The organism is Pseudomonas wenzhouensis (genome assembly GCF_021029445.1).
In the GTDB taxonomy this organism is placed as follows: Bacteria; Pseudomonadota; Gammaproteobacteria; order Pseudomonadales; family Pseudomonadaceae; genus Aquipseudomonas; species Aquipseudomonas wenzhouensis.
Genome location: NZ_CP072610.1, coordinates 1,181,748 through 1,204,993, shown reverse-complemented (window position 1 = coordinate 1,204,993; position 23,246 = coordinate 1,181,748). Strand labels below are relative to the sequence as shown.

Annotated in this window: 15 protein-coding genes and 1 pseudogene; 9 read left to right on the top strand and 7 right to left on the bottom strand. The window is 54.4% G+C overall.

From position 1 onward, the window contains the following. Positions 1-33 precede the first annotated feature (33 nt). The 4 genes from J7655_RS05490 to J7655_RS05475 all read right to left on the bottom strand — a co-directional run bounded on the left by J7655_RS05490 (position 34) and on the right by J7655_RS05475 (position 3,657). Positions 34-699: a PIN domain-containing protein gene (locus J7655_RS05490; RefSeq protein WP_230926901.1), complete on the bottom strand. Its 666-nt coding sequence runs from the start codon at positions 697-699 to the stop codon at positions 34-36. A gap of 412 nt (positions 700-1,111) precedes the next feature. Then, positions 1,112-1,720 (bottom strand): lecithin retinol acyltransferase family protein, encoded by a 609-nt coding sequence (locus J7655_RS05485; RefSeq protein WP_230926900.1) that lies wholly within the window; start codon positions 1,718-1,720, stop codon positions 1,112-1,114. Between the two features lie 430 nt (positions 1,721-2,150). Then, positions 2,151-3,107, bottom strand: a complete 957-nt coding sequence (locus tag J7655_RS05480) for a YagK/YfjJ domain-containing protein (RefSeq protein ID WP_230926899.1) — start codon at positions 3,105-3,107, stop codon at positions 2,151-2,153. 361 nt (positions 3,108-3,468) lie between these two features. Further along, positions 3,469-3,657: a helix-turn-helix transcriptional regulator gene (locus J7655_RS05475; protein WP_230926898.1), complete on the bottom strand. Its 189-nt coding sequence runs from the start codon at positions 3,655-3,657 to the stop codon at positions 3,469-3,471. A 472-nt stretch (positions 3,658-4,129) separates the two neighbouring features. Here J7655_RS05475 and J7655_RS05470 point away from each other — a divergent pair, with 472 nt between their 5' ends. From J7655_RS05470 to istB (J7655_RS05450), 5 genes are all read left to right on the top strand, one after another. Further along, positions 4,130-5,095, top strand: a complete 966-nt coding sequence (locus tag J7655_RS05470) for a hypothetical protein (RefSeq protein ID WP_230926897.1) — start codon at positions 4,130-4,132, stop codon at positions 5,093-5,095. Positions 5,096-5,426: 331 nt separating this feature from the next. Next, positions 5,427-7,880, top strand: a complete 2,454-nt coding sequence (locus J7655_RS05465) for a site-specific integrase (protein WP_230926896.1) — start codon at positions 5,427-5,429, stop codon at positions 7,878-7,880. Positions 7,881-8,035: 155 nt separating this feature from the next. Beyond that, positions 8,036-9,307, top strand: coding sequence for a tyrosine-type recombinase/integrase (locus tag J7655_RS05460; protein WP_230926895.1), 1,272 nt, complete (start codon positions 8,036-8,038; stop codon positions 9,305-9,307). Positions 9,308-9,868: 561 nt separating this feature from the next. Next, positions 9,869-11,383, top strand: a complete 1,515-nt coding sequence (gene istA / locus J7655_RS05455; protein WP_230925725.1) for an IS21 family transposase — start codon at positions 9,869-9,871, stop codon at positions 11,381-11,383. Between the two features lie 17 nt (positions 11,384-11,400). Continuing rightward, positions 11,401-12,156, top strand: a complete 756-nt coding sequence (gene istB / locus J7655_RS05450) for an IS21-like element ISPpu7 family helper ATPase IstB (protein WP_230925724.1) — start codon at positions 11,401-11,403, stop codon at positions 12,154-12,156. A gap of 1,124 nt (positions 12,157-13,280) precedes the next feature. Here the strand turns inward: istB (J7655_RS05450) and J7655_RS05445 are convergent. From J7655_RS05445 to J7655_RS05435, 3 genes and pseudogenes are all read right to left on the bottom strand, one after another. Then, a complete protein-coding gene (locus tag J7655_RS05445; RefSeq protein WP_230926894.1) occupies positions 13,281-14,180 on the bottom strand; it encodes a hypothetical protein in 900 nt (299 codons plus the stop codon). Positions 14,181-14,182: 2 nt separating this feature from the next. Then, positions 14,183-14,674, bottom strand: coding sequence for a hypothetical protein (locus J7655_RS05440; protein ID WP_230926893.1), 492 nt, complete (start codon positions 14,672-14,674; stop codon positions 14,183-14,185). Positions 14,675-14,704: 30 nt separating this feature from the next. Next, a pseudogene (locus J7655_RS05435) lies at positions 14,705-15,940 on the bottom strand (DEAD/DEAH box helicase); the annotation flags it as partial. Positions 15,941-16,055: 115 nt separating this feature from the next. Here J7655_RS05435 and istA (J7655_RS05430) point away from each other — a divergent pair. The 4 genes from istA (J7655_RS05430) to J7655_RS05415 all read left to right on the top strand — a co-directional run bounded on the left by istA (J7655_RS05430) (position 16,056) and on the right by J7655_RS05415 (position 23,246). After that, positions 16,056-17,555, top strand: a complete 1,500-nt coding sequence (gene istA, locus J7655_RS05430; protein WP_230927676.1) for an IS21-like element ISPst3 family transposase — start codon at positions 16,056-16,058, stop codon at positions 17,553-17,555. After that, positions 17,548-18,351, top strand: a complete 804-nt coding sequence (gene istB, locus J7655_RS05425) for an IS21-like element ISPst3 family helper ATPase IstB (RefSeq protein WP_013983804.1) — start codon at positions 17,548-17,550, stop codon at positions 18,349-18,351. The genes istA (J7655_RS05430) and istB (J7655_RS05425) overlap by 8 nt, the downstream gene beginning before the upstream one ends. A 198-nt stretch (positions 18,352-18,549) precedes the next feature. Then, a complete protein-coding gene (locus J7655_RS05420) occupies positions 18,550-19,629 on the top strand; it encodes an IS30 family transposase (RefSeq protein ID WP_230926891.1) in 1,080 nt (359 codons plus the stop codon). A gap of 2 nt (positions 19,630-19,631) precedes the next feature. Beyond that, a complete protein-coding gene (locus J7655_RS05415) occupies positions 19,632-23,246 on the top strand; it encodes an EAL domain-containing protein (RefSeq protein WP_230926890.1) in 3,615 nt (1,204 codons plus the stop codon).

The window sequence follows — 23,246 nt, the reverse complement described above, 5'->3', positions numbered from 1 at the left end:
TTATTGTGAAAATTCCAAATACCGAAACTCATATTACCTGGCATATCCACTGATACAGCCTGGGCACATCCACTCACCGTCGTCATAGATGCCGCCACTCATGTCGGTTCGCTGGTAACACCAGGCACAAGTGCCCATCAACGGCCCGTAGCTGTAACTGTCTTTTTTCTTTTCGCGATACTTCTCCTGGCACGACGGCATCTGCTTTGGATCTGGCGGACTGGAAAAATGGCCGCAATAGCTACACCACTGCCCCCCCAGGTGTTCCACGCAACTGGCCTTGCCGCAGAGTTTGCAAGCATTTTCAGGGGCTAGAACCTCAGGCTCAGGCAACTCTTCCGGCAACAATTCTTCAAGTGCAATAATACGCTGGCACGCCAACCCGTTCTTGTTCAGGTAGGCCAACAGCGGGTCGAAACCTTTGTCCTTGGAAAGGACGATGCATTGCGTTTCCGGTGCGGTCTCAAAGGTACGCCCCAGCTGAAAGGCGATATGAAAATCCAGCGCGTTCTTACCCACACCCTCAATCTTCTGGAAGTCCACCCGTGAAAAGCGATGCGCAGTAGACGGCTTACGCGAGGCCTTGGGCGTGTTCTGCTTGGCCCCTACAAAGATGATGGCACGATAGGAGGCATCAAGCAGCGACAGGTCGATCTTACCGATGTTCTCGTAGTCCACCAGGATCAGACGCTGCGTCATTTCATCTTCCACATTCATCAATTTCTATTACCCGCGCCGTAACTGCCAGGCCACCTTGCGCAACGTGTTGGTGCGCTGGAACCAAACCTAATTGGTGGTCAAACGGATATACTCCGATTTGATTTCCAAGTGCAGCACAACGCCATCAAGGTGGCAGATCAAATCCACTTCGCCAGCATCGTCCTTATAGGTTGCCAGTGGCACATAGCCTATCTGCACCAGCAAAGCCACGCAGCCGGAAGCTATCGGTCGACGCCAGCCCTACTCGTTGAGTTTCTACCTAAACATCAGCTCTGCGGGCATTCACGCCCCGGTGATTATTCACAGTTACCGTCGGGTTGTTCCGCTACGCAACGACCCAAGAAAACTGAAAGCTGTATCGGCCGATTTTGTAGAAGGGCTATTCGCACACTCAATCATCCAAGATAAAACCAAGTAAGGAACCAATCGCCGCACCAGCTATGACGAACGGCAAAGCGGGAGCGGCGGCCAAACCTGCAGCGCCTGTGAAAGCGACGGTTGCCCCTCCTGCCAGGGTGCCCACCTTGGCTCCGGTATAACCACCTGCGGCAACCCTACCAACAGCACGCGTTATCACATACTCAGTTGTTTTCTGAGTAGCCTTGCGCGCAGCGAAGGTTGCTACTCCAGCAGTGATAGTCTTTTTGGCTGCTTCCTGTACCTGTTCACTAGATTCCACACCTGTCACGCACCACGTTGCGAAATGCTCACAGTTGCTAAAAAGTAGGTTGTACTTGGTATTACCAGCCCTGAGCCTGCGCCGTGCGCGCATGACGATCTCAGGTGGCGAATAGATTCTTGAGTCGTAAAGCTTGATCTTGAAGCCATTCCCAGCACAAAAACTTTCAATGCTTGTGCACTCAATAGGGCCTTTTTTGAAGGCTTCACTCCAACCCGAATGATGGATTACTTTCCCGAGCCCAACGTAGATGCCATGGTGGTCATAACCGAGCCTCGGCGAGTAGAGGTGACTGCCCAATGGGATGTGATAGATAGCCATACACCTCGTCTCCTTCACAGACTTCCAGCGTTTTGCTGAGCAGTCTGTCGGCAAAATATTATGCTGTCCATGCAAAAGTGGCGCTTTGCCATGATGACTGAGCTACCACTCATAACCTGCTGGAGCCGAAGCTCCGCTGTAGCGCGCCGGATGTCTTGGTGGAAGACTTGCAAGACCCTGCAGAAAAGTCTTGGAAACAGACCGGCCTCACCTTAGGTTAAATGTCGGTCTATCCCGTATTCGGCGTTTTCAGGCGTAATGCACCAATCCACCGATCTGATCGATTGATAGCCCCACAGCAGCACGCCAAGCTCCTTCTTATGCGTGCATCAAGCCGCGTTTCCAAGTGCCTAGCAGCCCAATAGTGGTAAAAGCACCCCGGCTATGCAGTGCAAAATTGCATGACCCTGAACGCATTGCCTACAGCGCTTTAGCAAACCCGAAAACTGGTTTTTGCTTGCCCCTTGCGTAGGCACTTCGCTCCCTTCGGACGCAAGCTCAGCCGCTGAAACCGCTTGACCAGATAGCTCATCGCTTGATGGACATTGTCACGAGCCTGTTCGTCGCGTCGATGAATCATCCCGATACCGCATTCATCACCGTACTGGGCTTTGTCATGATTGCAGTTGTGGTAGCTCCCTTTACCACGGGTGATCTGCTCCCACAGAGCACCTATCTGCTGCGCCTTGTAGATGTCGCCCCGCACCATAGCGCCATTGAAAAAGAAGGCAGCATGGATGTGATAGCCGCGACGTTCCCCCTGCTCGACACGGCAGATGTAGCCTGTCTCATGCTCGAAGATCGGATTGCGTTCACGCGCCCGGATCAGCCGCTGCAGATCCGCAAACACGTGCTCAACCCGCAGCCTGGCCTGAGCGGCAGAGCGATAGTACAGATCAACCCTGATCACCAGAGTAGTGGCGTAGCGATCCAGTACCTGGTCAACGTACTCAGCTACTTCACGGGACTGCTGGCGCTCCTGATACCTTGCGTCATCCCTACGCCGACGGTAGTTACGCTCACGAGTCAGTTGGCGGATACGCTCAGCCAGGCGGTTGAGCGTGTCGGTGTAGTCACGGTACTGGGACGTCTCTTCATCGAAAGAAATGATCCCAGCCAGTGAGCTGTGCTCCACACCGACGTCGTAACACGCCCGTTGAAACAGTCGCAGGTAAGGTCCGTAGTGGTAATCATCGCTGTGGCTGACCAACTCAAGCATCTGACCGATGTTCTCGAAGTAACGAGTGAGCTTGGTACGTTTGACCGCGCCATTCGCAGTAAGCGACTGCACGGGCCCATCGCTGTGTTCCAAAGCTTCAACTAGGTCTTCGATCTGGAGTGCGATATCGGATTGCGAGAGGTTTTTTGATGCGTGTGGATGGTTCATGGCTTGTCACCTGTGTTGTGTTTACATAACAGGTGCCATGTCTGTCTTTTTTTACCGCTTAACGCTTTCAGGGCCGTTGCTGTGTGATCAGCAACAGCATCTCCCCGTGCTGTAGCAGTTGGTTACTACGATTACCTGTAATGGCGTATTTGGTTCTAGTTGATTGATATATAACTAGAACAAGCATACAACAGCTCAGCAACGCACTGACCAGTAGAGACCCCACAATAAAAATCTCCCCGAACACCAAGATATCTCTCAAAACCAAAGTCAGGGGAGTTACCTGAGGCAACCTTCTTCATCGGCATAAAAGGCTGCGACCATTTATAGGCCGCAGTCTTTATGCCATACTCCTGAAGCACTAGCCCGCCATATCTCGCTCTTTGATACGAGCCATAATCCACTCTTGAATCTCACTCTCGAGAAATCCGATTGATCTATCGCCAAGCGGAACGGATTTTGGAAACCTCTCTTCTGCGAGGTATTTATAGATGGTCGACCGAGCAAGGCCAGTTAGGTGGGTGACTTCTTTCAGACGGATGATCCTCATGAACGGGCTCCTGTAATACGTTCAGAGGATTACCAAGCGTTGTAAAAAAGTACTGGTGCCCAAGCCAAGAACAGCCAGCTAGACAGCTGTCGCCGGCTGGCTTATATTCTGTCGCGCCGCGCATCTGAGTCTCAGCGTGCGGCACTCGCCATTCAGAGTTGGGCCTGGAACGTCACACCAGCAACTACGCTTCGTAGCGTTGGTGCAGTTTTCGCAGAAAACAAGACCACCATCCCCGTACCTCAGGCATTCCATGCCTTTCCCTCTTTGCCGAAGGGAAGGCATGTGCAAATCGATAGCGCTTGAGCTCCGCAGCCACTGCATGAGCCTCTGATAGCCTGATCGACTGCTGCGTTAGGCCTTTTTCCTGCGTTTTCGCGTGGGTCTCAGGCTGAAAAGCTTTTCTGGCTACCCCCTAGAAGCTACCTAGGTTCGTCCTAGGTTTAACGTAGATGCTAACGAGGATCACCCTATGAGCCGTGACGACTCAAAAAATAAAGCAGCAAAAAAGCTCGCAGATATTCTCTCCAGGAATAAAGAGGAGTCTCTGAAACAGGCTGGAAAAGGAATAGTCTCCGATAACGAAGAATACGAGGTCGCCGCCAACCGCCAAGATAACTATCTTGAATATTTATTTAAGGCACGCACCAGTAACATGCGCCTCTACAACTTCGCCTGGCTCTATTTACAACTCAAAGAAGATGCCAAATTTGAAGAATTCAATTTTGGAATTAAAGAAAACACTCTTGATGACATCGAGAGCTTTATGCTGGACGTTCTCACCAACGATAAAGAGGCGAGCGCCCTCGCAGAAGAAATATTGCGTGAGTTTAACCGCCGAGCAGTTCAGCCAGAAAAACTGACCTGGGCTTTTGGACCGCGCACGTCCAGGTGGGTTAAGAACAAGATCACACCTTTTGATCGCTACCAGATAAAGCGACTTCCTAATATCTCTGGCCCGCAACTCACCCAAGCGATATTCGACTTTATGGAAGCTGATCTCAGTTCGAAGATTGCACACTTGGATGAACTCAAAACACAGTGGGATCAGAACCTTAAAACGGATCACCACCTGAAGTGGCTGGATGATAAGGTGCACGGCAAAGATCGCCAGGAGCTGGCATGGGCTGCTCTTTGTGACAAATACCCAGACCGCTTTAACGTTGTGCGTGCTCCCAGCAAGCATCAAGATTTTCTGGAGATCTTTGACCGACTCGCTGAGGAAGGTGTCTCGAAACGAGACTTCATCAAGAGCCTAAAGGGGAAAGAGTCCAAGCTGAAAACTGCCAACAAGGGCAGGAAGGCTAAGAACCTCGACATTTTGCTCGAGAATCACCCGCGGCTTAAAAAGCTGGCAGAGCACTGGGTAGTACCGGAGTGCATAGCGCTGGATAGGTTGATCTCTGAAGCCCACGAGAAAGAGTTCGGGAAAGAGTAACCTTCGGAGGACTGAGCCCTTAACCTCAAATGAAGCCCCACGTCGAATGACTCGATGCGGGGCTTTTGTCTCGAGGGCAAGCACAGTGATCCCGACCTACGGCCCCGGTGTCGCTGGAACCCAAAGGGCTAAGCTTGGTATTCCAAAATGTATTCCACGACCAATCTTAACCGAGCATTTTCCTTTTAAATCAGCATGATAGGAAATCATTTCAGATTACCCCGGCCCACCAAATAAAGCCTGGAACCCGTCTAAAACGCGGGTTTCAGGCACGATTTGATGGCACTGGATTTCACACAGTCCAACTGTGAATCCAAATAGGTATGCCATCATGTCCAAGCGTCAAAGCAAAACCGGTGTTCAGCACCTGGTCTATCAAGCCAAAACTGGCTTCCAGTACTACTTCACCTTCCCGGGCTATATCGGCAATCACCCGCAGCTACCAGCACAAATCCGCTGGTCACTCGGCCATGATGAAGCGCTCGCACGCGATCTCGCCCAATATCTCAACCCGCGTTTCGAAGATCTGATGAGGCGCAGCAGCGCCGACACGATTGAGCTGGATCCTGAGGGCTTTCTGTCAAACCTGGCCATTGTTCACGCCGAAATCAGCCGTTTTACGGAGAGCCACCTGAAAATCTGGGCGCTCCGCCCTGCACCTGCCGTACTGGCTAACTCTGATCTGAGCGCCGGGCATGAGCGCCTGCTGAAAGAGTGCCAAGAGCACATCGTGCTCTATTGCAATGAACCAGGCGGGGAAATCCACTTCGCCTTGTATCCGAGCGAAGCCCTGCGCCAAGCCCTCAAATTCGGTTTCACCCGCTTTGACTGGCCGCTCGGCACTAACGACCCAGTCACCGCCAACGCGGCTGCCGCTTACATCTACAGCGCAATCACAGTGCTGGAAACCACCCCGATGGCTAAGAACATCTTCAAAACCGGGCATCCGCTTATCACGATGCTGTCGTTTTACGAGTACCTGTGTTTTGCCCGCCCCGATCAGGGCCGCCATCTGCTGCATATTCCGCCGGGCCTGCCACGCTCCGCGCACAGCGTCATGTTTCACTTTAGCCGGATCTCGGGACAGCTCGACCGTCTGACACTCTGCCAAAATTTTCAGATTCTTCAGGAGGAAAGCGGGCTCTATAGCCTCCTTATTCCGCTGACCGGCGCGCGACTCACCGGCGCGCCCCGCCACCCCGATGAACTGCGGGTCGAACTGCTGACCAGCTCACCGATCCTGGCGTCGATCCTTCTGCACTTCAGCCTGGGTCAAATCGACAAAATCTTGGTCAAAAGCTTCATTGAAGCCCCTTCAGCGGATGCCTATGAGCGCGCGCTGCAAGAAATTCAGGACCTGATCCGGCGCATGCTTGGCCCAGTCCCACCTGCCGAGCCCATGTACACCCTCCCCGACATGAGCGCGGCCAACGACGCCGTCACGACGCCCCAGGACGCTGGCACGCTGGCCCTGCTGAATGCCCTCGGCAGCGTCTTGTCACCTGCTCAGAACGCAAAGCTACAAGCCTTGTTTGAGACACCCACCTCCAACGACCTGCTGATCCAGCCACCACTCACTCATGAGAGCTGCCGGCACTTCGGCGCCCTCACGCGCGAGTTCGAAGAGCGTCAGGTACGCGAAGGGGCGTGGAAGAATCCGCGTACGCGCATCACTATGCATGCTCGCCTGGAGGGTTTGGCAGAGCTAATCGGAGGACATCGCCCACTCAGCACGCTGACTCGCGCGGACTTCAATGCGCTGCGCGATCAGTTGCGCAGCTACCCCAAAAACCGGCATCGCTTGCGCGCCACTCGCTATCAGCCCCTGAGTCAGATTATTCAGAGCGGCAAGTACGAGCCTTTGAATGCCAGGACAGCGAAGAAGTTTTTCGAGCTGGCACGCGCGCTCATCAGCTATGCGCACGATCAGGGGTATTTGAAAGAGAATCTGGCTGCCGGACTTTCATTCAGCACTAAAGGCGCAGCCGCGCCACGGAAGCGCACCTATACCCCCAGACAGATTGAGCAACTGCTCAATGGCCCGGTCTATACGCTCAAGTCGCCGCCGCGCTGGCGCCTGGATGACTACCGCTTCTGGCTACCCCTGCTCGGCCTCTATACTGGCGCTCGCCTGAGCGAGCTTTGCCAGCTTCGGCTCGGCGATATTCGTGAAGAGCTTGGCGTCTGGGTAATCAGCATCAGCAGCTCAGGAGCGCGACAGCTGAAAACCGTCGAATCGGAGCGCCTCGTGCCGCTGCATAAAGTCATTCTTGAAGCCGGGTTCCTGGAGTTTCACCAACAGCGCCTGGAACTGAATGATGGCGACCTGTCGGCCTCGCTTTTTGAAAATCTCCGCATTTATGGCGACCTGTCACCCGGACACACAGCCAGTCGCTGGTACCGGGGCTCAGACAAAGATGACAAAGGCTATTTGGGACAATGCGGACTGGGCGATGACGAACTCACCTTTCATGGCCTGCGGCATACGTTCATTCAGCAGTTCCGTCGACAGAAGCTGGACATGCTGATCGGCAAAGCCTTGGTCGGCCACGCCGACCGCAGCACCACTGGCGGCTATGGCGATTGCTACCCGAGCTATGTGCTTAAAGAGGAGCTCGACAAGATCGACTTTGAGGCCTCGACTGCGCACATCCACTACAGCCACTACAGGGCGCTGCAAGCCAAGCAAGGCGTCTTTCGCATCGGCCGCCCAGCTGGCGTAGACAAGGCTAAAGCCACCAGCTGGACTGAAAAACGGCACTGGCAGTCCCGCATCACCCGATAGGTGAAGTGGTGCGGGGAGATCGTCCTCCCTGCACTGAAAAAATCTATTGACAACCTGTCAATGACGGTAAATAATTAGAGCAATTTTCAAATTTCATATTTACTGGCTACATAGCCAGTGGTATTGTGGTGCCTCAATTAACTAGTGAGGCACCTATGAATGCTGTAAACACTCCGCACCTATCCGCTCCAATCCTCCACGGCCTAACCCTGGTTGCCGCCCCCGGGCATGAAAAAAGCCTGGAGCTGGCACTGCCGCACCTCTCCAGCATTGCCGACGCGATTTATCGCTTTCATCACTCCCCGCTCCTCAGCGAATTTTTGGATACAGTTCTGGCTCGTTTCCTTCGCGAAAACGACTACGCCCCCAAGACTGCCTACATGATCCAAGCCCGGATGGCCAAGCTGAAGTCAGTACTCACCGAGGACAACCCACAGCGCCGAGTGTCGGAGTTGGGCAGTGCTGACATTGATGCGATCCGGGATAAGCTCCCGCTGCTACTCAGAAAAGGCAGCACCTCAGGAAGCCAGGGAGAAAACCTGCAGGCCTACTATCAGCTGTTCAATCGCATGATTAACGAGGCACTGAAGGGAAAGCTGATCGCCGATGAAGAGCTCAAAGCCGAGGGCTGCCAGACCACCAAAGCAAAGGTCACCAAGTTCTTTTTGGATTCCAATCTGGTCAGCCTCTTCAATAGCTGGCCCTATCAGAACTACGCGCCAGGCACACCGGCAGCGCAAGTTCGCCAAGACGCACATAGCTACTGCTTTTGGCTGATGCCGCTTGGGCTCTTCACCGGTGGCAGACTCAACGAAATCTGCCAGCTACGTGTTAACGATGTGTTCCATGACGCCCATGGCGTGCCCCTAATCAGTATCAACGCCCATGGCTTCAACAAGTCGCTAAAGAATGCGCAGTCGGAGCGCGAGATCCCAATTTGCTCGAAGCTGATCGAAATGGGCTTTCTGGACTTAGTCGAGGAACGCCGTCAGTCCGAAGGACCTGATGCTTTGCTGTTTTCAGAGCTTCGCTTTGACGAAAAGCACCTATATTCACGTGCTGCGAGCCGCTTCTTCTGCGGCCCAGTCACAGGAGCCGGCTTCATCGGACAGCATTGCCCAGTTGCACTCAGTGGCGGCTTCACTTTTAAAAGCTTTCGTCGCACTTTCGCGGTACAGCTTCAGAAGTCCGGCGTGCCAGCAACCGTTATTGCAAACCTGCTGGGTCATAACAGCGATATGCTCGAAGTCACCCGCGAGCACTACCTCGATAAGCCGCAGTCCGTGTTTTTGCTGGATACCTTGGAGCGATCCCTGAGCTACAACCTGCCCCTAGGCGCCATAAACTGGCAGCATTTCAAGAATTTGATGAGCAGCCAGAAAGGACGTAGCAAGCGAGGCCGGAAAGCCAAGAAAACGCTGCACTAGCCCCTTCATTCATAGCAGAAGGGCACCATCATCAGCTGGAGATGATGCGATGAAGGATCAATAAAGGCCGCCGTCAGTGCGGCCTTTTTGCATTTTTAGAAAGCTTTCAGACATCAGCGATACTACCAGCCTGTCGCAGAACGCTGATGCGACCAGAATGCCGCCGGCACTGGGTCATCACATACGGCTACCACCTTGGTTTTTTTGACCGGTGGCATATCACCTCATGTACTGAGACCCAATCGTGTATTAGCGACACCGCAATGCGACACACTTGGGCTGTCGCACGCTCACGCTGCGATACGCGCCCCCTGTCGCATGAACTGACTACGACACACCCAGCATGTCGCACATGCTTGCGGATTCCACGGTCATCTGGCCACCCATTCCATGAGCATCTGACCACCGATTCCACGGTGATCCGGCCACCCATTCCACGCGCATCCGGCCACTGATTCCACGGCCATCCGGCCACTCAACCGGGCAGGCAGTAACGCAGGATTTCTTCACTACCATCGACCTCTTTTTCGAAGCAGAGAGGTCGTCGTGGAGCATTTATCCATGCGTAAGATTCGCGAAGTACTACGTCTCAAGTTCGAGGTCGGACTATCGGCTCGCCAGATTGCGGTCAGCGTGCAGGTCGGTCGTGTCACCGTCGGCGACTACCTCAATCGTTTTGCCGCCAGCGGTCTCAGTTGGCCCTGTTCGTTGTCCGATGCCGAGTTGGAGCATCAGCTGTTCCCGCCACCGCCGGCGGTACCCAGCGAGCAACGACCGCTGCCCGATTGGGCCATGATCCACGCCGAGCTGCGTCGCCCCGGCGTGACCCTGGCGCTGCTCTGGCAGGAGTATCGCCTGAGCCAGCCGCAGGGCTTTCAATACAGCTGGTTCTGCGAGCACTACCGAGCCTGGCAGGGCAAGCTGGACGTGGTGATGCGCCAGGAGCATCGCGTCGGCGAGAAGTTGTTCGTCGACTACGCCGGGCAGACGGTGCCGGTGATCGACCGCCACAGCGGCGAGATCCGCCAGGCGCAGGTGTTCGTCGCGGTGCTTGGTGCATCCAGCTACACCTTCGCCGAAGCCACCTGGTCGCAGCAGTTACCTGACTGGCTGGGCTCCCATGCCCGCTGCTTCGCCTTCCTCGGCGGCGTGCCCGAGATCGTGGTGCCGGACAACCTGCGCAGCGCGGTGAGCAAGAGCCATCGCTACGAGCCGGACATCAACCCGAGCTACCGCGATCTGGCCGAGCACTATGGCGTGGCGGTGGTGCCGGCGCGGGCGCGTAAGCCGCGCGACAAGGCTAAGGCTGAGGTCGGCGTGCAGGTGGTCGAGCGCTGGATCCTCGCCGCGCTGAGGAACCGCCAGTTCTTCTCCCTGGACGAACTCAACAGCGCCATTGCCTTATTGCTGGAGCGGCTCAACCGACGACCGTTTCGCAAGCTGCCGGGCTCCCGGCACTCGGCCTTCGAAGCCCTGGATCGTCCAGCGCTGCGCCCACTGCCGGAGCAGCCCTACGTGTATGCCGAGTGGAAGAAGGCGCGGGTGCACATCGACTACCACGTCGAGGTCGATGGGCACTACTACTCGGTGCCGTACCAACTGGTGAAGAAACAACTGGAAGTACGCCTGACAGCGCGCACGGTGGAGTGCTTCCACGCCAATCAGCGGGTGGCCAGCCACCTGCGCTCACCGCACAAGGGCCGGCACAGCACACAGGCCGAGCACATGCCCAAGAGCCATCGCGAGCACGCCGAGTGGACGCCACAACGGCTGATCCGCTGGGCTGAGCAGACCGGGCCGAACACGGCCGGCGTGATCAGCCACATCCTCGAACGGCGCATCCACCCAACCCAAGGCTACCGGGCCTGCCTGGGCATCCTGCGCCTGGGCAAGACCCATGGCGAAGTGCGCTTGGAGTTGGCCTGCCGTCGCGCCCTCAGCCTCGGTGCGTGCAGCTACAAGAGCCTCGAATCGATCCTGCGCCAGGGGCTGGAAAACCTGCCGTTGGCTCAAGCCAACCTGCCCCTGCTGCCGGACGACCACGCCAACCTGCGCGGCCCCGGCTACTACCACTGAACACAAGGAATCCCACCATGCTGCCCCATCCGACCCTGGACAAGCTCCAGACCCTGCGCCTGCACGGCATGCTCAAGGCACTCGCCGAGCAACTGAAAACCCCGGACATCGACAGCCTGAGCTTCGAGGAACGCCTCGGCCTGTTGGTCGACCGCGAACTGACTGAACGCGACGACAAGCGCCTGAGCAGCCGCCTGCGCCAGGCCCGGCTCAAGCACAACGCCAGCCTCGAAGACATCGACTACCGCAGCCCGCGCGGGCTGGATAAGGCGCTGATCCTGCAACTGAGCGGCGGCCAGTGGCTACGCGACGGCCTCAACCTGATCATCGGCGGCCCCACCGGCGTGGGCAAAACCTGGCTGGCCTGCGCCCTGGCCCACCAGGCCTGCCGAGAGGGCTACAGCGTGCGTTACCTGCGCTTGCCGCGCCTACTGGAGGAGTTGGGCCTGGCTCACGGCGACGGGCGCTTCGCCAAGCTGATGAGCAGCTACGCCAAGACCGACCTGCTGATCCTCGATGACTGGGGTCTGGCCCCGTTCACCGCCGAACAGCGTCGCGACATGCTGGAGCTACTGGATGATCGCTACGGCCAGCGCTCGACCCTGGTCACCAGCCAGATGCCGGTGGACAACTGGCACGAACTGATCGGCGATCCGACCCTGGCCGATGCCATCCTCGACCGCCTGGTGCACAACGCTTATCGGATCAATCTGAAGGGTGAATCAATGCGCAAACGGACGCAGAAATTGACGACGCCAGCCAACCCGGACTAACAATGCCACCCCTGCGTCGCTGCGCTCCGACTGCCCGGCCGGATGGCCGTGGAACAGGTGGCCAGATGGCCGTGGAATGCCTGGCCAGATGAGCGTGGACTGGGTGGCCGGATGGCGTGGAATCCGCACACATGCTCATTGCGACACCCATACCGTGCCTCAAGCGGTACCGGCAATGTGGTTGCAGATTTGCGACACAACCTTCGTGTCGCACGGTCTGGCCTGCGATATTCAGAGTGTATCGCAGAACATCAATGCGACACTCTCGGTCTGTCGCACGCGCGCATTGCGACACTCCAACCATGTCGCACTCAGTTGCTGCGATACACCATGCGTGTCGCACACACGTTTTGTGACACCCGGATCGTGCCACTAGAGGCAGTTTGAGTGCCACTAGTGGCACTGGAGGAAGCCGGGACTGACACCGTACTGGCCTCTAGTGGCGCAAAACGTGCCAAAACTGGCACTCCTTTTTTTGGTTATATTATCGCTGCAACCCTTGAAAACACTGACTTCGGTGACTTTTTTCATAACCAAATCACCACCGCATGGCGAGCATTTTGAATGAAGCTTCTTCTGCATGGCCATCAGCACTTTTTTGACGCCGAGCTCGTCACTGCGGCGCCACTAGCGCTGGCTACTTTTTGAATTTGATCGCAAACGGCATGAGCAGCTAAACGCCGCACCACCCGCAAGGCCGTCTTTTCAGCCCGGCTTGCCGGGCTGGCTAAGCTTTGACTTTGACAACAAATACACGGGAGGGGGCGTACTTGAAGCAGCCGTCCAGGCGATTCTTCAAGTACGCCCCCTCCCCCCATACTTGAAATCTTCAAGTATGGGGCAGTTGTGTGTTTTTCCGCGTAGCCATGGTTTGCGGAACGAATGTGCAGCAAACCGAGCGAAGTGGAAAAATGCGCAACTGCCATCGCGCAGCGACAGGCTTTGTTGTCAAAACAGCTTTTTCATTCAGTGCTTCTGAATGGCTGGCTGCTCATTCGATGCTGTGCATGGCTTGCGATACTCAAAATTCGATGCGTAGCATGGCTAATGCTTAGACTGCCATTCAGGCTTTGATAGATTATCTGCCTGCACAACGAATTTCTAAGATGACACAACTACAGTTATTAGTCTGAAGGACCTGGGTTCACTTCGATCAGCTGACTCTCAAAAGCAAGCGAACGCACCCGCTCCAGCGCAAGAGCAACTGGGAGTTTGCCAGCATCTACCAAGTCAACCATTCTGCTGGCATCAGCTTGATCCAAGACTCCAGCAGCAAGGGTCAGCGCCATCAACTGCCCCAACTCAACCTTTTCATCCTGAGGTGCCTGAGCACCTTCAAGTGCCAGCAGCCGCTCTGTTTGGCGCTCGATGAATTCGCGCCGGACACGATCTTGCTCACTGCCGGAGCGAATCAGTTTCGCAATGCCGTAGCCGGCTGCCCCCATCAAAGCAGCAGAGCCCAGTACCCAACCAACGGGGGTCGCCGTAACAAAGACACCGCCTAACATACCCGCAAGTCCAGTGGAGCCCAGCAAGGTCGTCGCTCCCGCCGCCCCTGCGATTGTCCCGGCTGCAGCCACACCAGCCGCTGCTCCACCGGCAGCAGCCAAATGCTCACTAACAAGACCCACCCTGTCTCGACCGCGCATTTTCTCGATAGCACTTCTAATCGCGGCTTCTTGTGGCTGATCTACTTGAGTGTCTGATGCCGGCGGTAAGGGCTTACGAAGCAGCTCTTGAGCTTTGCGCTTAGCTTCAATAATCGCTTTCTGACTAGCAGCGCCAGCTTCCTTCAAACGTTCGCCCGCACGCTGAAGATCGCCGCTTTCCAGTGACTGCTTCGCCTTATCTACCGCGTTGTTACAGCTTTCAGAAACTGCGCTAGCAGTCTTGGCTGTCAACGCACTGGTGGTCTCCAGTGATCGCTCCAGGAGTACTTTGGCTTTAGGGAGCTCGGCTTCAATTCGCTCCTGAGCCGACTGCCTAGCTTTCTTGATTCGCTCTAGGTATGACTCTATCGCCATGTTCAAACCTCAACCATGGCGAGATAGTCTTTGACCGCCAGGATAATGTCCTGAAACAGCTCCAGGAATTTCCTGGCCAATTGCATCGCGCCACTGAAGAGATCAGACGGGGTCTCTCCAGCATCCTGAGATGCGCCTACTATTCCGCCATAGATCATTGAGACAGCAGCAGCTAATGGTGCAAGCAATGCCCCCAGGAGCGGGATCATAGCGACCAGCACGCCCACTGCAGCGCCCAGTGCGAGCCCAATCGCGAGGTTGGGATTCGCCTTCATAAACTCGAAAATTTTTAGCACGACGATTTTTCCGATCGAGACTGCCTCACCGGCAATCGTCTTCGTCACCCGCCACAGGCTCTCGAGCCGGGTCATGATCTCTGGTGGAATACCACGATTGAGCCCATAAACCAGGACATCATCCATCTCAGCTTGACTGACTTCAGCATTCAAAAGGGTCAGTTCAAACATCCCCCGTTCTTTGGTCAATGCAGCCATCACCTTCTCCTTTTTTGTTGTTCTAAGGCCTTAAAGCCCCAGCGAGTGAATCATTTCACCTTCGCTTACAGCCTCCGGTGTAACCACAGCATCCTTGAGCATCAATTTTCCGCGAAGAAGGCGGTCCAGGTGCACATCGAATGAATCAAACTGAGGGTGGGTTACTGCGGGCAGGTGAATGAATACATCCTTCTGCTGCCCAATCCGGTACACCCGGTCAGAGGCTTGCGCTTCTTTGGCCGGATTCCAGTGGCGCTCCAGATGGATCACATGGTTAGCACCCACCACAGTTAATCCAACCCCTGCCGCCACAGGCGACATGATCAGCAAATTGAAGCCAGATCGCGCTTCAAACTCAGCAATCAGGCGCTTACGCGTCATATCCTCGGCTTTCGTGGCAACCGCTTTGGTATCACCGTTGATGATGGCAATGTTCAAGCCATAAATCTGGTCGAGCCAGAGCTTCAACACGCGCTGCAAGCGCTTGGTCATCATGAACAGAATGACCTTCTCACCTCTGCTCCGAATCTCATCCAGTTGTTTTAGGGTTACGGCCAACTTGCCGGACTCCATCATCAACTGGCGAGCATGCGCTGCATCGCGGCTGTAAAGAGCGGACTCGTTATCCAGACGAGGATGCAGGGAGATTGCTCTCAGCTGCGTCAGGGCTGCCAGTGCAGCACCCCGCATGTCTTCTGCCACCGCACGGCGGGAGCGATAGCTGTTCAGCACTTCGTCGTAAGCGTGCAATTGAATACCACGCATACAACTACCGAGCTCAGGGGCGAAATGCTGTTGACCTCTGCTGACCTGCTCCACACCACTGCGAATGGTTTTAGCGGGCAGGCCTTTGAGCTGATCCTCCTTCACGCGACGCAACATGAAGACACCGACCGATTCCCTGAGCTTCTGCCCAAGCTCCGTGCGCACCGCATCACGCTCATCCTCTGCAGCCGCGAGAATCGGTTTGATCCACGTGTCACGATAGTTTTCCCAGCTCCCCAGCAAGCCTGGCTGAGCGGTATCCATCAGGCACCAGAAGTCGCCCAGACTATTCTCCACAGGAGTGCCAGTAGCGAGCAGCTTGAAGTCCGCCTTGAGGCCTTTGGCCGCTCGGGTTTGCAGAGCATTCGGATTCTTGATGTTCTGCGCCTCATCAAAAATGACCATGCCCCAATCGATTCGACACAGAGAAAACTGATAATCGCGCAATGTCTGGTAAGTGGTCAGCACCAGCCGTCTATCCATGTCCAGACGATGGGCACCTGTTGCCGCTGACCGAAAACTGACCCAGTAGAGGCTGTTCTGCCGACTGAAAACTGACCCAGGTGTTCAACTGCTTCTGCTCAATTTTTGAGCAGGAGAACACAGGGTGATCAGTATGGAAATGATGGGCAAAATTCGGCGGATGTATTTCCGCGACAAGCTGTCGCTGCATGAGATAGCCAAGCGCACCGGGCTGGCGCGCAACACGATTCGCAAGTGGGTCAGAGCACCTGAGGCCAAGCAGCCGGTGCACCAACGCCGCGCGATCTTTAACAAACTCAGCCCTTTTCACGCCACGCTAGAGCAGGCGCTAAAAGCCGATTCGCTGCGCCCCAAGCAACAGCGGCGCAGTGCCAAGGCGCTGTTGGCGCAAATCAAAGCCGATGGTTATGACGGTGGCTACAGCCAGCTCACCGCGTTTATCCGTGCCTGGCGAGGGGGACAGGGCAAGGCGTCGCAGGCCTTTGTGCCGCTGACCTTTGCTCTTGGCGAGGCGTTTCAGTTTGACTGGAGCGAGGAAGGCTTGCTGGTCGGCGGCATTTACCGGCGTATGCAGGTGGCACATCTGAAGCTGTGTGCCAGCCGTGCGTTCTGGCTTGTGGCGTATCCGAGCCAGGGCCATGAGATGTTATTTGACGCCCATACACGCTCGTTCGGCGCCTTGGGCGGCGTGCCGCGCCGGGGCATCTACGACAACATGAAGACCGCCGTCGACAAGGTCAATAAGGGCAAAGGCCGGGCGGTGAATGCGCGCTTTGCGGTGATGTGCGCGCATTACCTGTTCGATCCGGACTTCTGCAACGTCGCCGCTGGTTGGGAAAAGGGCATCGTTGAAAAGAACGTGCAAGACAGCCGCAGGCGTATCTGGCTAGACGCCCAGGACTGCCAGTTTCACTCCTTCGAGGAACTCAATGCCTGGCTGGGCCAGCGCTGCCGCGCGCTTTGGAACGAGCTGACGCACCCTCAATACAGCGGGCTGAGTGTGGCCGAAGTGCTTGAGTTGGAGCGCGCTGAACTGATGCCTGTGCCAGCGCCATTCGACGGTTACGTCGAGCGGCCTGCGCGGGTCTCCAGCACCTGCCTGGTCAGCGTCGGGCGCAACCGCTACTCGGTGCCGTGTGAGTACGCGGGTAAGTGGGTCAGCAGCCGTTTGTATCCGACGCGAATCGAGGTGGTGGCTGACGACGCGCTGATCGCCAGCCATGTCCGCTTGCTGGATCGCGACCAGGTCAGCTATGACTGGCAGCACTACCTCCCGCTGATCGAACGCAAGCCCGGTGCGCTGCGCAACGGCGCGCCCTTTGCTGATCTGCCGGCGCCGCTGCGTCAGCTTAAGCACGGTCTGGGGCGTCATGCCGGCGGTGACCGGATCATGGCGCAAGTTCTGGCTGCCGTACCGGTCGCCGGGCTCGATGCGGTGCTGGTGGCTGTTGAGCTGGTACTGGAAAGCGGCAGCCTGAGCGCCGAACACATCCTCAATGTCGTGGCACGGCTGACAGCATCCGAACCACCACCCAGCGTCGAAACCCACTTGTCGCTCAAGGAAGCCCCCGTCGCTAACACGGCGCGCTACGACCGCCTGCGTGGCCAGGCCGAGGAGGTCGGTCATGCGTGATTTGATGGCGGAACTCAAGGAGCTGCGCCTGCACGGCATGGCCACGGCCTGGGCGGAGTTAACTGCACAGGGTGAGTCGAACACAGCCTCGTCCAAGTGGCTGCTCGAACACCTGCTGGAACAAGAGCACACAGATCGCGCCATGCGCTCGGTGAGCCACCAGATGAACATGGCCAAGCTGCCGATGCACCGCGATCTGGCCAGCTTCGATTTCAACGCCTCTAGCGCCGACGCACGCTTGATCAGCGAGCTGGCCAGCCTGGCCTTTACCGACACCGCGCAGAACGTGGTGCTGATCGGCGGCCCAGGCACCGGTAAAACCCACCTGGCCACCGCACTGGCCGTGTCCGGCATCACCCGGCATGGCAAGCGCGTGCGCTTCTACTCCACGGTCGATCTGGTCAATCTGCTGGAGCGCGAAAAACACGACGGCAAAGCCGGGCGGATCGCCCAGGCACTGCTGCGCATGGATCTGGTCATCCTCGACGAACTGGGTTATCTGCCGTTCAGCCAGGCTGGCGGTGCGTTGCTGTTTCACCTGCTGTCCAAGCTGTACGAACACACCAGCGTGGTGATCACCACCAACCTGAGCTTCGCCGAATGGTCGAGCGTGTTCGGCGACGCCAAGATGACCACCGCCCTGCTGGATCGGCTGACCCACCACTGCCACATCGTCGAAACCGGTAACGAGTCCTATCGCCTGCAACACAGTAGCTTGGCGGCCCAGGCCAAGATCAAATCACGGGAGCGAAAGCGTAAGGGCGGCCAGGAACCTGAGGACGATGAGTCGTTCTGATTTCATGGTGACGACGGCCTGCTACATGGCTGCGTGTGGCAGGTCTTAAACAACTGAACTGGGCTAGCGAAGGAGTGGGGGCAACAGCAGCTGCGCTGGTAGACTTATCCACAGTTGCTGGTAACAAAATCAGCAATCCGCCCTGGGTCAAATTTCAATCGGCAGGGTGGGTCAATTTTCCATCAGCGCCAACACCCTATGTCTTATTCCGAACTCAGCGTTGAAGAACGCGCCACCATTCAAATCAGCCGTGCCCAAGGGTTCAGCCTGCGCAAGATTGCTTGCTTGATCACCCGATCCCCTTCGACCATCAGCCGGGAGCTGCGCCGCAATCGAGATGTCTGTGGTGGCTACTCGGCCCGCATGACCCAGCAGCAGATGCAGGCCCGCCGCCAAGGTTGTCGACCGAAACGAAAGCTGTTGCCGGGTGGTGAGCGCTTTCAGTTGGTGGCCCATATGCTGCGCGAGCGTTTGTCTCCCGAGCAGATTGCCGGCAAGCTGCGCAGCATGAACATTCCCAGCCTCAGAGATGCCTACGTCTGTCGCGAGACGATCTATAACGCCATCTATGCCTTGCCGGTCGGCGAGCTGCGTAAGGAGCTGATCATCTGTCTGCGCCAAGGCAAGACGACGCGCCGGCCGCGCTCTGGTGGCGTGGATCGGCGCGGCCAGATCCCCGAGATGGTCAGTATTCATGTGCGCCCGCCGGAGATTGAAGACAGGCTGATGCCGGGGCATTGGGAAGGCGACCTCATCAAGGGTAAGGCCAACGCCTCGTCCGTCGGTACGCTGGTGGAACGCACCAGTGGGTACCTGATGTTGGTGAAGATGAACGACGCGACGGCGACTTCGGCGCTTGAAGGCTTCAGCGCCGCGCTCAATAGCATGCCGCTGGAGATGCGCAAGAGCATGACTTACGACCAGGGCCGGGAGATGGCACGACACGCCGAGATCACCCAAAGAACCGGCGTGGCGATCTACTTTTGCGACCCGCACAGCCCCTGGCAGCGCGGCAGCAACGAAAACATCAACGGCCTGATTCGCCAGTACTTGCCCAAGGGCACAGACCTGTCGGTACATAGCCAGGAGGAGCTGGACGCCATTGCGCTGCAACTGAACATGCGACCGCGCAAGCGCTTCGACTTCAAATGCCCCATCGAGGTGATGGGAGAGGTCATGCAAAATGCCATGGCAATGCGGCATGATGGTCCGGCTTCAATTCAATACCGTGTTGCACTCAGCTCCTGCAACCGCCAAGTAAAGACAGGTGCGCTATGAGAGTGGTAGAAGTACTAAAGCGATTAAACATCAACCCCGTCTCTTTTGATGAGCGTAAAGCTCTTATTAATCTTTCAACTACCGAAATTAAATTGCTCGAAGCCATTCACAAACCACTTTATGCCTTTGAGAATGAGCTTATTCATGCTTTTTATCAGCATCTTTTAAAGTTTGACCATGCATCGAAGATGCTGCGTGACGTTAACCTAATGAGCAAACTTCAAGAGACACAAAAACTGTACTTTAGGAAATTAACTGCCGGCGATTATGGATTCGACTACGCCCAAGATCGTATTAGAGTGGGCATTGCGCACCAAAGAGTTGGTTTGACGCCACAATGGTATATTGGGGCTTACGGTGTTTACTTAGATCTCGTTTGTAAATTCGTCAGTGTGATATTGAATAGCGATAAGGAGCGTATCGAGCCAACGTTAACTGCGCTCTACAAAGTCGCGCTGCTGGATATCACCCTAGCCTTTGACGCCTACATGTACGCTAGCCACCAGACACTTGAGCAGTCAAGGCAGCAGATTTCTGACAAATACGATTTTCAAATTCGTACCAGCAATGCCATCGCTAAGATTCAGCGCGCTTTTATACTTAATGAGTCGCATGACAGTGCACTTAGCCTTTTACTTAATGAACTCATCGCTCTGACAGATAGTCAGTTCGGTTTGATTGGTGAGGTGCTGGAAGACTCGCAACTACGACCATATCTGAAAGTCCGCGTCTTGACAAATATCAGCTGGGATCATGAAACCCGTGAGCTATATGAAAGAAGTAAGGCGGATGGCTTAGAGTTCCATAATCATCATAATTTACTGGGTGAAGTATTAACAACCGGCCAAGCTGTTATCTCAAACAATCCTCAGGATGATTCTCGTGCTGGTGGCACACCACATGGTCATCCCAAGCTCTCCTCCTTCCTTGGATTACCAATTAAACATAATGGTAAGTTGATTGGCATGGTCGGTCTGGCTAACGCAGCCAACGGCTATGAACAATCTGACGTTGAGAAACTGAACCCCATCCTCGAAACCTTGGAATCGCTGTCTGAAGCAAGAGAGATTAAAAATAAACTTGCTCTGACACTGGAAGAGAACGCCCGCCTTGCATTAGTTGCTACACAGACTGTGAACGGGGTAATGATCTTAGATTGTGATTACAACATCACTTGGTGTAATGCTGGCTTCGAACGAATCTCTGGTTATTCTTTGGAGGAGCTTGCGGGTCAATCGCCGTTGGCAACATTAACCGGGCCGCAGACTAACAGCTTTGACCTTTTGAAGTTACAAAAAGCAGTCGCAAAGAGAAAGTCTATTGAAATTGAATTACTTAAATATCGAAAGAGTGGAGAGACCTTCTGGAGTCGCATCAGTTGCAACCCTACGTTTAATGAGCTTGGAGAGCACTCGGGGTATATTTCGGTTGAGCTGGATATAACTCAAGAGCGCTTGAGGCAGGACGAACTGACCAGCTTTAAAAGCGTTGTTGATCAAATCGCTGATGCCGTCCTATTTTTTGATGCCGAAACGTTGGACATTTTATATGCCAACCTTGCTGCACAGCGTCAACTTGGGCGGAGTTGGGCGATGCTACAAATTATGAAGCCCTACGAATTTAAGCCGAGCTACGATGCACAATCGTTCGATCGGCTTTTGAAGCCGCTCAAAATAGGTGAGGTGGAGCTGCTGCATTTTGTTACCCAACATCGCAAAGGGGATGGCAACATCTATCCTGCAGAAATTAGTATGCAGATTGTACAAACCGCGTTTAACCAAAAAGTCGTTGTCAATATAATTCGTGACATCTCAGCGCAGCTTGATTATGAAAGACTCAAAAGTGAAAACGAAAAGCGCTTGGTGAATTTGCTGCATAAATCAGAGGATGCGATGGGCATAATCAGCCCAGATTTTGTGATTACTGATTGTAATGATGCAGCCGCAAAACTTTTTGGCTTGTCTGACCGCAAAGCGCTGATTGGTTTGTCGCCTATTCAATTTTCACCATTGAGCCAGGGTAAAAACAACAGCGAAGAGCTCGCCAAAGCTCTTTTAAATAAAGCCTCAACAGAGGGCTACCAGCGTTTTGAATGGCTTCATATCACTAAACAAGGTCAGCATATACCGATAGAGGTAACGCTCACTCCAGTCATCTACCTTGGACAAAACGCTATCAAGGTAATTTGGCGCGATTTAAGTGACATTAAAGCCAAAGAGCACCGCATCAAGCAATTGGCATTTTTTGATGAGCTAACGGGACTGGCTAATAAAAATTTATTCTCTGAACGAGTTAAATACCTTCTTAAAATTGCAGATAGACATCAATATACCATCGCGATTATATATATCGACCTGGTTAATCTTGAAGATATTAACGAAACAATGGGATACGAAGCGGGTGATGCAGTCATCCAAGCGGTCGGTCGCAGATTAGCAAAAACCATCCGCGGCGCAGATACTTTAGTGCGTTGTATCTTTGAGAACGAGGACTGCCAGACTTTACCTATCGTCAATGACATAGATCGAGAGTTTGACTCCTTAGCCCGTTTAAATTCTGATTTTTTTGCGCTTGCAGCCGTTCTATCTAATCCCGATGCGGCATCAATAATGGTCAACAGGTTACAACAAGCTCTCGCTGAGCCGCTCGAAACCCTAGAGGGTGAAGTCAGTATCAATGTAAGAGCTGGAATTGCTTTATATCCTCAGGATGCGGATACCTTTGATGCAATAACACGAGGTGCCAATATAGCACTTAATATGGCCAAAGAGTCCGGTTTACCCAGTTGCTATTTTAATATTGAAGTGGGTGAAAGGATTCAGAAAAAATCAATTATCTCAAAGCAACTTGAGAGAACCTTACTCTCCTATCCTGATAATCTGCGAATCGTCCTTCAACCTCAAGTTTGTTTAAAAACACATAAGTTAGTCGGTGCTGAGGTTCTGGTGCGCTGGAGAGACGAAGAGCTTGGCGAAGTTTCGCCAGGATCCTTTATTCCAATTGCTGAAGAGCGAGGGTTAATCAATAAGTTGACGCATCTCGTATTAGAACGTGTTATTGAACTGAAACGCAGTTGGCAGAAAAAAGAAATGTTCTCGCAAGAAAATTTGCGTTTCAAGCTCGCCCTTAATATTTCAGCGAAAAGCTTTGATGATGAGTCTGCAATTTATGGTTTTTTAACTTTGATAGAACTCGCAGGGCTAGAGCCAAATGATTTTGAGCTTGAGCTTACCGAAACAGGGCTTATGCGTGATCCCGATAAAGCAATATCAACTTTAAATATGATACGAAGTAAAGGTTTTGCGATTGCCATTGATGACTTTGGTATGGGGCATTCTTCATTAAGTTATCTAAAAAACATCAATGCGGATGTGCTGAAAATTGATATGCACTTTATCAAGTCAATACTTGAAGATGAGAAAAACCTCGCCATTGTTAAAACCATTATTTCAACAGCAAAGATTTTTGGCTTGAAAACTCTTGCTGAGGGAATTGAAACTCAAGAAATTGCGACGCTACTGGCAGAACTGGGTTGTGATTGGGGGCAAGGTTACTACTTCGATAAACCTCTCTCTGTTGAGCAGTTTGAAAAATTACTTTTGAGCTATAAGAGATAA

Excerpts from the sequence above, each read along its gene's own strand:
- J7655_RS05490 (WP_230926901.1), bottom strand. The coding sequence starts at position 699 with ATGACGCAGCGTCTGATCCTGGTGGACTACGAGAACATCGGTAAGATC.
- istB (WP_230925724.1), top strand. The coding sequence starts at position 11,401 with ATGCTGCCCCATCCGACCCTGGACAAGCTCCAGACCCTGCGCCTGCAC.
- istB (WP_013983804.1), top strand. The coding sequence starts at position 17,548 with ATGCGTGATTTGATGGCGGAACTCAAGGAGCTGCGCCTGCACGGCATG.
- J7655_RS05440 (WP_230926893.1), bottom strand. The coding sequence starts at position 14,674 with ATGGCTGCATTGACCAAAGAACGGGGGATGTTTGAACTGACCCTTTTG.
- J7655_RS05480 (WP_230926899.1), bottom strand. The coding sequence starts at position 3,107 with ATGAACCATCCACACGCATCAAAAAACCTCTCGCAATCCGATATCGCA.
- J7655_RS05465 (WP_230926896.1), top strand. The coding sequence starts at position 5,427 with ATGTCCAAGCGTCAAAGCAAAACCGGTGTTCAGCACCTGGTCTATCAA.
- J7655_RS05470 (WP_230926897.1), top strand. The coding sequence starts at position 4,130 with ATGAGCCGTGACGACTCAAAAAATAAAGCAGCAAAAAAGCTCGCAGAT.
- istA (WP_230925725.1), top strand. The coding sequence starts at position 9,869 with ATGCGTAAGATTCGCGAAGTACTACGTCTCAAGTTCGAGGTCGGACTA.
- J7655_RS05445 (WP_230926894.1), bottom strand. The coding sequence starts at position 14,180 with ATGGCGATAGAGTCATACCTAGAGCGAATCAAGAAAGCTAGGCAGTCG.
- istA (WP_230927676.1), top strand. The coding sequence starts at position 16,056 with ATGGAAATGATGGGCAAAATTCGGCGGATGTATTTCCGCGACAAGCTG.
- J7655_RS05485 (WP_230926900.1), bottom strand. The coding sequence starts at position 1,720 with ATGGCTATCTATCACATCCCATTGGGCAGTCACCTCTACTCGCCGAGG.
- J7655_RS05475 (WP_230926898.1), bottom strand. The coding sequence starts at position 3,657 with ATGAGGATCATCCGTCTGAAAGAAGTCACCCACCTAACTGGCCTTGCT.
- J7655_RS05460 (WP_230926895.1), top strand. The coding sequence starts at position 8,036 with ATGAATGCTGTAAACACTCCGCACCTATCCGCTCCAATCCTCCACGGC.
- J7655_RS05420 (WP_230926891.1), top strand. The coding sequence starts at position 18,550 with ATGTCTTATTCCGAACTCAGCGTTGAAGAACGCGCCACCATTCAAATC.